Consider the following 13391-nt stretch of genomic DNA (forward strand, 5'->3'; position numbering starts at 1 on the left):
GAGTTCAGAAGCCTGTGGACGCTGTGAACAGCGCTGCGAAACCGCCGCCGATATAATAACTCGGGGCGCTCCCACTGATCGTGCTGCCGTAAATGCCGGTTGTGTCCTTTGCATTCAGGGTTGGGCTGGCAACGCCGGACAGGGAGCGCTCATTGGTGATGTTGATGAAATTCAGGCGCAGGGTTGGCTTATGCAGGCGAGAGACGTCGCCAAAGCGATAGCCAACGGAGATATCGCCTGTCGTACGGTCCGACATTCGCTCATCATTCATGAAGGTTGCGTATTGGTGCCCCGTGTAATGCAGGGTGGCGACGCCAAAGATATGCCCGTCATCGTAGCTGATGCCAGCCGCGGCCTGAAGTGTCGGGCTGCGAACCGCAATCTTGCCCTTGGTCGGCAGAAGATCGCCACCTGAGGCGATGTTGTTATCAATGGTGGCGTGTAGATACTCGCCAGAAACATAGGGACTGAAATGGTGCCAGGGACGGAGGCCGATTTCCACATCCACACCACGAGAGGTCTGGCCTCCGGCGTTCATGGTCGTCTGGATGATGGAGCCGTTCTGGGAGGCCAGTGTTGAAATTTGGCGGTTGGTGAAGTTGTAGTTGAACAGCGTCAGGCTGCCGATGATCCACTGCCCTGTACGGCGATACCCCAGTTCTTCTGAAATGGAATATTCGTTGCGGACATCCGCACTACCTGTCGTCGCGAGTGCGCCGGAGGTTGGGTCGTAGGTGTTGTAAAGCGCCGTCTGGTCCGGTGCGCGGAAATTGGTCGTGGCGTTGAAGAAAATCTGGTTCTGCTCATCAATGCGCCAGCGGACGCCAAGACGCGGTAGAGGCTCCATGCTGTTTGACGCCACACGATACTGAGGGCCGGGGACATTGTTCGTGCCATACCGGCTCATCATGACGGCCTTGAAACCGGCTTCGATGGTCAGGCGATCATGCAGGAGCGAGATGTGATCGCCCACATACAGAGCGTTGGTCTGGGAAATGGTGTGGAAGCTGCCGCCCAGCAGTTTCTGTCCGCTCGCAAGATGGATCAGGCTGTTGCTGTTTTCTGCCCAGATATCGCCTGACCGACCAGTGGCGGAAACGGTTGTGAAGGGCTGCTGCTCGTTGTCGTCTCCGTAATCGTACCAGTAGCCGAGGACGAAATCGTTCCAGCCGGTTTTGTAATGCAGGGTGGAATTGAAGCCAGACCGATAGCTGCGTTGGGTGTAATTGGCGCGAACGACAGCGGTTCCATCCTGTGCATTGGGCAGCGTGAGTGTGTCACTCAGAGGTTGCGTGCCGTTATAGAGGCCCGTTTCCGTCAACGTGGAGCCGGCGGGAACATTGCCATAAGCGAATTGTGCGTAGGGTGTGACGTCCAGCGACAGTTTGTGCGTCAGGTGCAGATGGACAGGGGCGCCTGCATAGAAAGTGCGTTCCGGCGCGCGCCACAGACGCCAGTAATTGACGGCATTGTCTGCGTTGGACGCGTCATAATGGCCAGCAAGATTGTTTGCGCCATGGATACCATCGGCTTTCCAGCTTTCCATCGTAACCTGAGGATAATAACTGGTGACGGTGGTGTTGAAGGAGCCAATGAGGCTGGCGTGGTTGCCTTGCCCCCAGTCCTTCAGGAATTTGAAATCGACATGCTGACGTTTGTCCCGTCCCGGCCCACGCCAGTTATCGCTGGCGCTGTGGGAGTAGGATACAAAACCACGAATGCCGGAATTGCCGATGTTGCCCGTTTCAAGGCGAATGAATTCGCGGTTGGTGTCGAAGGAGCCATAGGAGACGCTGGCGAAACCCCCGGCCTTCTGTGACGGATCGAGAAAAGACAGGCTCATCAGCCCACCGGCAGCGTTCAAAACCGGGCTATCCAGATCGGCCGAACCTTGGGCGAGCGCGACCTGATTGTAATTCTCGCTGTCAGCGAACTGGCTCGGATAGCCGGAATAATAGGCGACATCGTTCAGCGGCGTGCCTTCCAGCACATAACCGATGGCATCATTGTTCAGGCCGCGCACGGTCAGATTGGTGCTGGGCGAAAAGCCGAACGGATCGGAGGTGGCGACATTGGCTCCGGGTAGCATGGAGGCGAGCTGATAGGCCGTCGCCATCGGGGGCTGCTTGTCCATGTAATCGCGGCTGACCGTACTGATGGAGCGCACACTGTTTTCCGGGCGGATAAGGCCTCCGCCGGGCTGATGTCCGGGCGCGCTGTCAGAGATGCGGTGAACGGTAATGTGCTCGGTTTTCGGGGCACTGGAGGTAGGTGGTGTGAGGGCTGTGGTGTCAGCCGCGCGCACCGTACCGGCACAGACGGTCAGGCCGAGCAGAACGACAGGGACGGGACGCGGCCTGTATGAAAATCGGTTGCTCATGAATGTCGTGTCCCGCCTGCAAAACTGGCGATCCCATCCGTGCAGGGTGGGGGCAACGAGAGACACCGAAAATCCAGTTTATGGATCTGTCAGGAGCCACCATCCCTCCGCCAGCATGAACTGGATCAGGTTCGATGGGTCACTGCGCCGGTCTGCCCCGCAACGGAACACACCCTCAGCAGTCTCTCAGCCCTTATGGCAGGGCACCCCAAGGTGATGCAGCACTCCATTCATGGGAGGCGGGGCAATGTCAATATTTTCCGTATTGGAGAGGGTATCAAAGCTTCGGGAAAAAAGCGTGAGGCAGGGTTTTTTGGTGGAATACGCGCATCAGGTTTCAGAGGAAAACAAAAACCGCATATTAGAAACTGCGGATAGCGGGGCTGTCCGTCATTGTGAGTATTCGAGGATTGATTGTTTTGTCTGTCGGAAAACAGACATTTGTTCCAGACGCGGGATAATTCGCATCATGGTTGAATCACAACCGTGTTGGAAACGCTCTCCGCTGGAATAACCCTCGACATCCAACGGAAGATTCCTGACAGTGGGTGAATGCCAGTGTGTCCGCCTTTCTGCCTCTTTTTCAGTCTGGAGTGTCGCCTGTGACCGGTGGTACTTTCCGGTCTCTGGGACGCCCCAACTATCGTATCTGGGCCTGTGGAGCTGTGTTCTCCAACATTGGGACGTGGATGCAACTCACGACCCAGGACTGGCTGGTTCTGACCGAACTCACAAATCACGATGCCATGGCCATCGGTATTGTCATGGCCCTTCAACTTGCTCCGCCACTGTTACTGATCCTGTGGACGGGTCTCGTCGCGGACCGGGTGGAAAAGCATAAATTCCTTTTGTTCACGCAAGCTGCGTTGGGAACGCTCGCCGTCGGGTTAGGGCTTCTGGTTGTAACGGGAGCGGTCCGACTCTGGCAGGTGGACTTGTTCGCATTTCTCAGCGGGTGTGTTGCGGCGTTTGATAGTCCGATCCGGCAGACATTTGTTGGAGAGCTTGTCGGCGAAGAAGACCTCCATAACGCGGTTGGCATCAACTCCATGTCCTACAATGCAGGGCGAATGGTAGGGCCAGCTGTTGCGGGGTTCTGCATTGCGGAAGTGGGGTCTGGCTGGTCGTTCATGGTCAATGGCCTGTCATTTTTCGGCGTCATGGTTTCGCTCCTGTTTATTCGCAGGGATAAGCTGTTCCGTTTTGAACGCGCAAAGAAGAATGAGCGGAATGCCCTGACAAGCGGTTTACGCTACGTCTGGGCGCGGGAAGATCTTCGCACCATTCTGGTGATGCTGTTCATTATCGGGGCATTCGGGCTGAATTTCCCGATTTTCATTGCAACAATGGCTGTCAGTGTTTTTCACGTTGGAGCGCATGGCTATGGTGTTCTGAATTCTGCAATGGCGATCGGGACAATCCTCGGCGGTTTTCTGGCAGCACGACGGATGAATGCGGATTTTGATGTCCTGCTGAAGGGCTCTGTGATTTTCGGTGTAGGCTGTCTGTTTGCCGCTCTGGCTCCGACTTACTGGATCTTTGCGCTGGCGCTTATCGTTACCGGAATGTCGTCTCTGACGTTTACAGCGACCAGCAACAGCTTCATGCAGCTCTCCAGTGAGCCTGCAATGCGCGGTCGTGTGCTGGCGATCCGGTTTGCCATCTTTGCCGGGGCATCGCCATTCGGCGCGCCTGTTGTTGGGTGGGTGGCGAACCATTTTGGGCCGAGATGGTCGCTGGGTGTGGGCGCGCTGTCCGGGTTTATGGCTGCCGTTGTTGCGCTGCTCTATATCATGCATGTGCGTCGGCACCAGGGTGAGACGCAGTCGTGAGGCGCTTGTCAGGGAAACTCGCGCTGGCCGTTCTGTGCGGGATATGTCTTGTGCTAGTTGGGTGGTGTTCCGTCGTGGCATGGGTCGACGTCCGGGCTTCTGTGCAGCCTGCCGAGATGGCTGTCATTTTCGGAACGGCTGTGACCGATCAGGGGGTGCCAAGACCAGCTCTGAGGGATCGGCTTGAGGCTGGGCTGGAGTTGTGGAAATCCCGTCATGTGCAGACACTGATGGTCAGCGGGGCAGTCGAGACTGAAAACCATCAGGACGAAGCTGAAATCATGGCGCACTGGCTGGAAGCGCATGGCGTGCCCGCGTCAGACATTATTGTTGATTCCCGGGGCAATAATACCTGGCTGACAGCGTTGCATGTGGCCGAGGAATCTCCCAATGGCGCAATCGTTGTTTCGCAATGGTTTCATATCATGCGGGCTGAATGGGCGTTGCGCCATGCTGGCGTGACAGCTGTTTCCGGCGCGTATCCTGCGAAGTTTCGCCCCCCGGAACTCTGGTATCTGTTTCGGGAGGCTATAGCGCTGCCAGTGTATGCCCTCACAAAAACGCCGCCTTCCAGAGATGGTGCTTAGTAAGGAACGCCGATCTGTTCGATGGCTGTTGCGAGAGACGGTGAAAGAGGCATCATGGGAGCCAGTGTTGACTGATAGGCGTGATACAGATCGCCTTTGCCCTTGTAGATATGCTCGGTGGGTTCGCCTTCAGGGCTGACTTCGTTGAACCAGCTTCCGAAATCGCGGTCGATCAGGGTCGTATCAATGTAATCCCAGATCGTTCTGTACCAGTGTTCGTAATGCGGATTGCCGGTGCGCTTGTACAGGTTGATCGCGGCTGTCAGAGCTTCGGCATGGGCCCAGTGGACGCGGGATCGGACGTGAGGTTTGTGCTCCCAGTCGATCGTATAGACCATGCCGGGCAGGCCATCGACGTTCCAGCCAGTTTTCATGCCGGTTTCGAACAGGGCCTGCGCATCATGGAGCATCCAGCCGGGGGCTTTTTCGCCTCGACGCAAAAGAGCGGCTTCCAGTTTGACGGTCAGATGAGACCATTCCACGAAATGTCCCGGCGTCATGCCATAGGGGCGCAGATCGTCCGTTGGCTTGTCCTCATGGTAATTACGCAGAAGATCCCAGTTCCGGTTGAAATGCTCGGGCATGGCAAAGCCCTGCTGGGACGCCAGTTCATGAACGAAGCGCGTGACGATCCGGAGCGCACGGTGCAGCCACTTCACGTCTCCCGTGACATCCGCCAGCGCCATGAAGGCTTCGGTGGAGTGCATGTTGCTGTTGGCGCCGCGGTAGTTCTCTTCGTCTGACCAGTCGTCTGCGAAACTCTCGCGCATGACGCCTTCGTCTTCGGACCAGAAATGTGTTTCGATCTGATGAATGGCATCCTTGAGGAGCGTGTTTGCGTCTTCCACACCAATCAGAACGGCAGACGAGGCGGCCAGCGCAACGAAAGCATGGAGATAAGCCTGCTTGCGGTCATGAGGCCGGTCCGCAAAATGGTTCCAGCCGCCGTGTTTCTGATCCCGGAATGACGTCATGAGCGCGTTCACACCATGCGCAACCAGAGGCGCACTTCCCGGAATGCCCTGAAGTTCTGCGGTGGAATAGGCATGGACACAGCGGGCTGTAAGGGTAGCTTCCGGTTTGGCGCCTTCTGGTAGATGCCCTTCCAGATCCAGTCCGGCAAAGCCGCCGTCGATGCAGCCTTCTTTGCTGAAATCGAGCAGTCTGCGTCCCTGCATTTCCAGCCACGCCCGGTGGGACGGACGGCGGATCCAAGCGTCCCGGCTTAAAAGGATCGGAGAAAGGCGGTCGGACATAAAAACTCCACACTGCGCTTGTAATCATCAGACAGTGTCAGTGAGGACGCATCAGCCGCCGCCGGGTTCCGGAGCGACTGTCGCTCACGAACACGCGGGCACGTACGGAACTGTCTTGCGTCTGGAGTTTGCTTTGCCGATACATAGATCATGACAGAACGATCCCCGATCATTGTCGCCCCCAGCCTGCTGGCTGCCGACTTCGCCCGTCTCGGAGATGAGATTGCATCCATCTCCCGTGCGCCCTGGTTGCATCTGGATGTGATGGACGGTCATTTCGTGCCGAACATCTCCTTCGGCCCGCCGGTTATCGCTGCGTTGCGAAAGCACACGGACGCGAAGTTCGATGTGCATTTGATGATTGATCCGGTGGACCCGTATCTGGAAGCCACGGCAAAGGCCGGTGCGGATCACATCACGGTTCATGTGGAAAATGCTCCCCATGTGCATCGGACGCTCCAGACCATTCGGGCTCTGGGGTGCCGCCCGGGAATCGCGATCTGCCCGGCAACGCCGCCGGAAGCACTGTCTCAGGTTCTTGATCTGGTGGACATTATTCTGGTCATGACCGTGAACCCGGGATTTGGCGGTCAAAGCTTCCTCGAAAGCCAGCTTCCAAAAATCCGCACCCTGTCCCGCATGATTGAAGACAGTGGGCGGGATATTGTTCTGGCTGTTGATGGCGGAATTGACCCGACGACCGCGCCGCGGGTGGTGGAAGCCGGAGCAACGATGCTGGTCGCAGGTTCCGCGATCTTCGGAAAGCCGGATCGCGATGCCGCCATTCACGCCCTTGAAGGTCCATTCAAGGAAGACAGCGCCTGATGCCCATTAGTCGCTGGATCAAGGACGCAAAGCTTTCATTCGCACGTTTGCCTGTTGGCGGGGCCGCTCTTGAGGGGCCGGTATATGTTTATCGTGACCCGTGGAAGGGGGATGCCGAGCAGGGCGCCCGCCTGGTCGCGGGTCGTTTCCGGTTTGATCGTCAGGACTACGATCTGCCCCGTGGCAAGTGGGAACGCGGTCCTTGGCCGGAACCTGCAAAACAGTGGCTGCACAGTTTTTCGTGGCTGCGTGATCTTCGTGCCCTTGGCAGTGACGATGCCCGTTTGACGGCGCGTGCGCTGGTTGCCGACTGGTTGTCTCATGCGCCGACCGATCCACTGGTAAAAGACGCGTGTGTGACCGGGGCACGTCTGTCGTCTTGGCTTGCCAATCATGAGTTCTGTCTTGCTTCTGCGGATCGGAAACTTCAGCAGAAGCTTATGGAACGAATGCTGGTGGAAGGGCGGACCATCGCAGCCCTTCTGCCGCTGGAACCTCAGGGCTGGCGGGCTCTGACGGCTCTGCGTGGCCTTTTGGCGGCAGCACTGGCCATGCCGGATCATTCCGGCTTCATGACGCGGTTTCTGCGGTATCTGCCGTCCGAAATCGAGCGTCTGATCCTGCCGGATGGAGCCGTGATCGAGCGGTCACCGGAAGCGCAGTACCAGACAGCACGCGAACTGGCGGAAATGTCTGTCATGTTCCGTACGGCCCATTCCAGTGTGCCTCCGGTTCTCGATATGGCGCTGGATCGTGTATGCCCTGTTCTGCGGGCCATGCGTCATGGGGATGGTGGTCTGGCTGTTTTTAATGGTTCTGGCGAGCGCTACAGCGCGGCGGTGGAAGATGTTCTGGCGCAGGGATCCCGCCAGAAGCTGATCGCCCCAGCCATGCCTCAAGGGAAATTCACCCGGCTGGCGCTGGGGAAATCTCTGATTCTTGTGGACAGTGGGGCCCCTGCGCCTGCGGGATATGACCGCACGGCCCATGCAGGCACTTTGTCCTTCGAATTCTCAAATCAGCGGCATCGTCTGTTTGTCAATTGCGGCAGTGCACAGACGGGTGCCTGGGAGCAGGCTCTGCGAACCAGCGCGTCGCATACGGTACTGGTTGCGGATGGTCTGTCCTCTTCAGATTTCGGTCCGAACGGGCATGTGACCCGTCGCCCGGCGCACGTTACCTGCGAACATCAGACCAGCGGCGAGGCGCACTGGCTGGATCTGTCCCATGATGGGTATCATCCCCCGCTGGGCGTAAAATGGACGCGGCGTCTGTATCTGGGGGCAGAGGGTGAGGATCTGCGCGGACAGGAGGTGCTCGAAGGCGAGCGTGAAACACCTTTTGCCCTGCGCTTTCACATTCATCCGGATGTGCGTGTCACGCGGGATGATGAGGACATTATTCTTCAGGTCGGCGGCATGATCTGGCGCTTCCGCCAGAAGGGCGGGATGCTGTTGCTGGAAGATGACGTCTATCTGGCGCGTGGCCGACGGGAAGCGACGAAGCAGATTGTGATTGCATCGCTGCGGAAGGTGGTTCCGGTTGTGGACAAACCCCAGACGGAGAGCGCTGATCAGTCAGGCGACGTGAAGCCTGATGCTCCCAAGCCGGAGGCAGCGCCCGTCAAGCCGTTGCAGACCGTTTCCCAGACGGTAACGTGGCTCTTGGAACGTATCCCTGAATGAAAATTCTCGAAATCACGAATGTTGATTTCTCCCTGAGGCAGTTCCTGTTTCCGCTGATGAAAGCCCTGCGTGACGCTGGGCATGACGTTCAGGGGGCGTGTGCGGAAGGGCCTCATCTGGTTCCTGTGCGCGCTGATGGGTTCGTTGTTCATGCGGTTCCGATGGCGCGGTCCTTGTCCCCGGTGGCCCAGCTTCGGGCGTTTGTGGCGCTTGCCCGGCTGATCCGGCGGGAAAAGCCCGATGTCGTGCATGGACATATGCCAATCAGTGGGATTTTGGCCCGGTTTGCCGCAAGGATCTGTGGCGTTCCGATTATTGCCTACACCTGCCATGGCTTTCTGTTCAATCAGCCAGGGTCATTGTCACGGCGTCTGCTGTCTATTGTTCTGGAATGGGCGGCGGGGCGCATTACCACGCTTTACATGACCGTCTCTGTAGAAGAAGCGCGGGATGCGAGGCGCCTGCATCTGAATAGTCATCCTCTTGCAATCGGGAACGGGCGTGACCCGCAGCTCTATCACGCTGATCCGTTGGTTCGAGCGCGCATCCGCAAGGAGTTGGGTGTTCCGGAAGATCGGCCTGTCGTGATCGTGGTGTCCCGACTGGTGCGTCATAAAGGTCATCCGGAACTGCTTCGGGCCATGGAAGATGTACCGGGAGCCGAGTTGTGGGTCGTGGGTGAGCGCCTGCCGTCCGATCATGGGGACGATTTAGGCCCGGCTTTTGAAAGAGCCAGAGAGCATCTGGGACACCGTTTGCGGATGCTGGGGTATCGGGAAGACGTTCCGGACCTTTTGGCTGCGGCAGACGTGTTCGCATTGCCAAGCCATTTCGAAGGTCTGCCCATGTCCGTCATCGAAGCGATGCTGACGGAACTCCCAGTTGTTGCGACGAATGTACGTGGCCCGCGGGAGCAGGTTGTGGAGGGACAGACCGGGTATCTGGTGCCGCCGGGTCTGTCTGCGCCACTCGCTCGGGCTCTAAGGTCTCTGACGCAGGATCTGCCAATGGCTCGCCTGATGGGGGAACGCGGGCGCCAGCGTGCTGTCGCGTCCTATAGTGAAAAGCGGATTATGGAACGGGTTGTGCGGTTGATCGAAATCGAAGGGCAGTAGGAAACGACATCCACTGTTTTGTAAAAGTCTTTGGTATTTCTCGGTTCTTTCGAAATGTTGATTTCCGCTCTTTAGAAAAAGAATCAGAATAGAGGCGTTCTCTCTGGAGTTAGGAACGATGTCTGAAGGAACCAAGGTTCAGACTGAAGATAAAAGACTGCCTGCTCTTTCTATGGCTCGTCGGCAGGTTCTGTCCGGTGCTGCCGGATTAGCCTGTCTGGGGGCGATCAAAGCCAGAGCAGCCACCATACCGGGGACGGTCGAGCCGCCGAGTGTTATCAGTCAGCCCCCACGCGCCTGGGGCGCAAAAGCGGGGCCAGGTTATCTGCCGGACCCGGACGTTATTGCAATTGATCCGTCTTTCCGTGATCTGACATATTTTGCTGCTCCAATCCGTCGCGTGTGGGATCAGGGCGGTTGGCTGGAAGGCCCCGCATGGAGCAGTGAAGGGCGCTTTCTGGTTCTGAGCGACGTTATTCGCTCCCGTGCGCTGCGCTATATCTGGGAAACGGGAGAGATCACGGATTTTCGGCCTGATGGCTATGCGGCCAATGGCAACTGCTTTGATTTCGACGGTCGCCTCGTGGTCTGCGAGGATTTTTTCCGGCGCGTGGTGCGGTGGGAACATGACGGGAGCGTCAAGGTTCTTGCAGACAAGTTCGAGGGGAAGGGGCTGAACTCTCCCAATGATATTGTGCCACATCCTGATGGAAGTCTGTGGTTTACCGATCCCGGATACGGAACGAACATCACAGAGGGACATGCGGATGAACCCGGTGGACCGACCAATCCGGACGGTAAAATCCGTTGGAATATTGGCCGTGAACTGACAGGCGAAATTGGCGGAACGAAACGCCAGAGTGACCATGTCTTTCGCATTGCGCCCGATGGGACGCTTCAGGCGGTCTTGCAGGAAAAAGACCTGCTGGACCCGAATGGTCTGTGTTTTTCCCCGGATTACAAAAAACTCTACATTGTCTCGACGCCCAAAGGGCCAGGGCAGAAGGTTGGGGGAGATCAGGCAATCCACGTCTATGACGTGAAGGGGGACGGCCTGTCCAACGGACGCATTTTTGCGGATATGAAACTCAATGGCGCACAGTTGAACCCGGATGGTATCCGTGTGGATGTGTTCGGGAATCTGTGGTGCGGTGCGTCCGGCCCGCTTGGCCTGTGCGGGGTGTTTGTTTTTAATCCGGCTGGTAAGCTGATCGGGCGCATTCGGCTGCCGCAGGGCTGTTCGAACCTGACCTTTGGAGGCCCGAAGCGCGATCATCTCTTTATGTGTGCGGCGGGATCATTGTTCGTGCTTCAGATTGGCGTACAGGGGTTTGCGCCGTCCTGAAAAGAGATACGGCTGGCGTCAGAGCCAGCCGTTCTGCCTTGCGATGCGTCCGGCTTCAATCCGGTTTCGGGCATCCAGCTTTTGCACAATTTCCGAGAAATAATTGCGGACGGTCCCCGCTGAGAGGGACAGTTCTTCGGCAATGTCCTTGTTGGTCCGTCCGGCTTCAGCCAGACGCAGCATGGACCGTTCCCGGTCTGAGAGCGGATCGGGCAGCGCATCCCAGACGGCTTCTGCCAGATCGGACGCGATGGCCCGTCCTCCTGCGGCAACTTTGCGGATAGCGTCCGCCAGTTGTGTGATTGGAGCGTCTTTCAGCATGTAGCCGCGTACACCGGCCTGAAGGGCGCGGCGCAGATAACCCGCCCGACCAAAGGTCGTCACGATCATGACGCGACTGGGAAGGCCCTGTTCACGGATCTGCTCGGCCAGTTCAATGCCGGTCATGTGCGGCATTTCGATATCGGTGATGATAACGTCCGGACGCAGGGTTTGGGCCAGTTGCAGGGCCTGTTGCCCGTCTGCGGCTCGTCCGACGATCTGCATGTCTTCTTCCAGGCCAAGAAGAGCTTCGAACGCATCCAGAAGCATAGCCTGATCTTCAGCCAGAATAAGACGGATCATGGGGTAATACTCGCTGTCAGTCGAAGGCCGCGGGGCGTGTGGTTGAGCATGAGGGAGCCGCCCGCAGCGGCAAGGCGCGTTCTCATGCCACGAAGGCCATTGCCTTCCTGCGGAGGAAATGGGTCTCTGCCAGACTGCTGCGCACCATCATCTTCAATTCGGATGGCACAGGGCTGGCCAGCGGCATCGCAATCAAAACTGATGATGCAGTGTCGGGCGCCCGAATGGCGGATCACATTTGTCACGGCTTCACGAAGCGCCATGGCGAGAACGCTGCTTTGCGGATGGTCTGCCAGGTGGTTGTCATGATGGACGGTCAGGGTGATGGAAGCCGCTTCGAGGGCTTTGCGGGCATGCTCGAGTTCATGCTGGAGGGAGGCGCCATTCATTCCGGTGACGGCATCCCGAACATCCTTGAGAGATGTTCGGGCAATCTGCGTAATATCCTGAAGTTCCCGTCTGGCACGGTCGGGTTGTGTTTCAAATAGACGGTTGGCCAACTCGGCCTTGACGGAAATGACAGTCAGGGAATGTCCCAGAAGGTCGTGCATATCCCGCGCAATGCGTTCGCGCTCGGCTGTAGCGGCCAGTGTGCGGATTTCGTGCTGGGCCTTGCGGAGCTGAAGGTTCTGCATGCCAAGCTTCCACTGCATCCATGTGCCGATATAGGTGATGATGCTGAAAAATGCGCCGAAGGCTGCATGGAGCATGGATTTGTTCTGCAACCAGACAAACCCGAAAAGTGCGGCCTGAAGACCAAGGATTGTCAGAATAGCCTGTCGGGGGCGCTGGAAGCAGGCGCACATGGCCGTGGCATAGATGTTGAAGACCAGCCAGTCTCCCTCTGTCCATGACGTGGCAAAGCCCAGTAATGCCGTCAGAATAATTTCGGGGAGGCCGTAGTAGCGGTCGTTCCTGTAAGGAGCGAAGTAGAGCAGCAAAAAGACGGCGAGGGCGCCGATAGAGAACAGGACGGCCGGAATGGTGGCTGATCCGTGGATCAGCCATGGAATGGGATAGATCAGCAGATAGACGAGATAAGAGACCCGATACCGATTGAAGCTCGGCCAGTTGTCTTCCTTGTTGCCGGGAAGAGGAATGAAGGTCTCTGGTGCCATCATGAGGGCAGAGCGTTCCTTGGCGGGACGGAAAAGGTCCCGGAATTGCGCAGACGCAGGACAGACCCGGCCCAGATTGCCAGCGCGGTTCCGAACCCTGCGACTTCAAGATGTAGCGGTTCTGGCAGCAGGAAAGAAAGAGCGGAGATGCCGACGATCACACCGCCTACAATGATATGGACCGGCTCCTGCATGGCCCGGCCCATCGGGATGTAGGACAGGCCGATAATGCAGCCGAGGAGCGGGTAGAGCAGTTCGGCGTGATGGGCAGAGCGGACAGCCGTAATCATGACCGTAATCGCGACGATGCGCATGATCTTGACCCGCCTCAGAAGGGCGGCATCCCGCACACCTTCCGGTCTGCACTGGATCAGATCACGATAGGCAAATCCCGCCAGAAGCATCAGGCTGATAACGGCAAGCGACGCTACCATGACGGGTTTTGGAAGATGGGCGGCAGTGGCACCGCGCGTGGCCCAGATCGCCGCGAAGGCCAGACCTGCGGCGTCCGTGAAAAGGGCTTTCCAGTTCTTCTGACGTGTCATGACCAGGGACTCCATTGTTCCGGAAAGAGTATGACATGCGCCATGATCCGGAACAGTGAAGGTGGTCATGAAGACGTCA

At 57.7% G+C, this 13391-nt stretch carries 11 protein-coding genes and 1 riboswitch; of the genes, 6 read left to right on the plus strand and 5 right to left on the minus strand.

The window, feature by feature from the left end; genetic code table 11:
• Positions 1-4: 4 nt before the first annotated feature.
• Positions 5-2380 (minus strand): TonB-dependent receptor, encoded by a 2376-nt coding sequence (locus J4P41_RS08750; protein WP_426066811.1) that lies wholly within the window; start codon positions 2378-2380, stop codon positions 5-7.
• 85 nt (positions 2381-2465) lie between these two features.
• Positions 2466-2601: riboswitch (TPP riboswitch) on the minus strand.
• Between the two features lie 381 nt (positions 2602-2982).
• Between J4P41_RS08750 and J4P41_RS08755 the strand changes: the two genes are divergently transcribed.
• Both J4P41_RS08755 and J4P41_RS08760 read left to right on the plus strand, forming a co-directional pair.
• On the plus strand, positions 2983-4212 hold the full coding sequence (locus tag J4P41_RS08755; protein ID WP_426066812.1) for an MFS transporter: 1230 nt from the start codon (positions 2983-2985) through the stop codon (positions 4210-4212).
• On the plus strand, positions 4209-4799 hold the full coding sequence (locus J4P41_RS08760; protein WP_426066813.1) for a YdcF family protein: 591 nt from the start codon (positions 4209-4211) through the stop codon (positions 4797-4799). The genes J4P41_RS08755 and J4P41_RS08760 overlap by 4 nt, the downstream gene beginning before the upstream one ends.
• Here J4P41_RS08760 and J4P41_RS08765 read toward each other — a convergent pair.
• Positions 4796-6055: an AGE family epimerase/isomerase gene (locus J4P41_RS08765; RefSeq protein WP_010504065.1), complete on the minus strand. Its 1260-nt coding sequence runs from the start codon at positions 6053-6055 to the stop codon at positions 4796-4798. The genes J4P41_RS08760 and J4P41_RS08765 overlap by 4 nt on opposite strands.
• A gap of 150 nt (positions 6056-6205) precedes the next feature.
• On the opposite strand from J4P41_RS08765, the gene rpe reads away from it, so the two are divergent.
• From rpe to J4P41_RS08785, 4 genes are all read left to right on the plus strand, one after another.
• Positions 6206-6880: a ribulose-phosphate 3-epimerase gene (gene rpe, locus J4P41_RS08770; protein WP_426066814.1), complete on the plus strand. Its 675-nt coding sequence runs from the start codon at positions 6206-6208 to the stop codon at positions 6878-6880.
• Positions 6880-8565 (plus strand): heparinase II/III family protein, encoded by a 1686-nt coding sequence (locus J4P41_RS08775; RefSeq protein WP_426066815.1) that lies wholly within the window; start codon positions 6880-6882, stop codon positions 8563-8565. Before rpe ends, J4P41_RS08775 begins: the two co-directional genes overlap by 1 nt.
• On the plus strand, positions 8562-9680 hold the full coding sequence (locus tag J4P41_RS08780) for a glycosyltransferase family 4 protein (protein ID WP_426066816.1): 1119 nt from the start codon (positions 8562-8564) through the stop codon (positions 9678-9680). Before J4P41_RS08775 ends, J4P41_RS08780 begins: the two co-directional genes overlap by 4 nt.
• A 118-nt stretch (positions 9681-9798) precedes the next feature.
• On the plus strand, positions 9799-11025 hold the full coding sequence (locus tag J4P41_RS08785) for an SMP-30/gluconolactonase/LRE family protein (RefSeq protein ID WP_426066817.1): 1227 nt from the start codon (positions 9799-9801) through the stop codon (positions 11023-11025).
• Between the two features lie 18 nt (positions 11026-11043).
• Here the strand turns inward: J4P41_RS08785 and J4P41_RS08790 are convergent, their stop codons facing one another.
• Genes J4P41_RS08790 through J4P41_RS08800 form a run of 3 tightly spaced genes read right to left on the minus strand, consistent with a single transcriptional unit; the run spans position 11044 to position 13381 of the window.
• On the minus strand, positions 11044-11649 hold the full coding sequence (locus J4P41_RS08790) for a response regulator transcription factor (protein ID WP_010504055.1): 606 nt from the start codon (positions 11647-11649) through the stop codon (positions 11044-11046).
• A complete protein-coding gene (locus tag J4P41_RS08795; protein WP_426066818.1) occupies positions 11646-12770 on the minus strand; it encodes a sensor histidine kinase in 1125 nt (374 codons plus the stop codon). The genes J4P41_RS08790 and J4P41_RS08795 overlap by 4 nt, the downstream gene beginning before the upstream one ends.
• Positions 12767-13381 carry a hypothetical protein gene (locus J4P41_RS08800; RefSeq protein ID WP_426066819.1) on the minus strand — a complete coding sequence of 205 codons (615 nt, stop codon included), beginning with the start codon at positions 13379-13381 and terminating at the stop codon, positions 12767-12769. The genes J4P41_RS08795 and J4P41_RS08800 overlap by 4 nt, the downstream gene beginning before the upstream one ends.
• Positions 13382-13391 lie beyond the last annotated feature (10 nt).

It is taken from the genome of Gluconobacter sp. NFX36 (assembly GCF_049887835.1).
Taxonomy (GTDB): domain Bacteria; phylum Pseudomonadota; class Alphaproteobacteria; order Acetobacterales; family Acetobacteraceae; genus Gluconobacter; species Gluconobacter japonicus_A.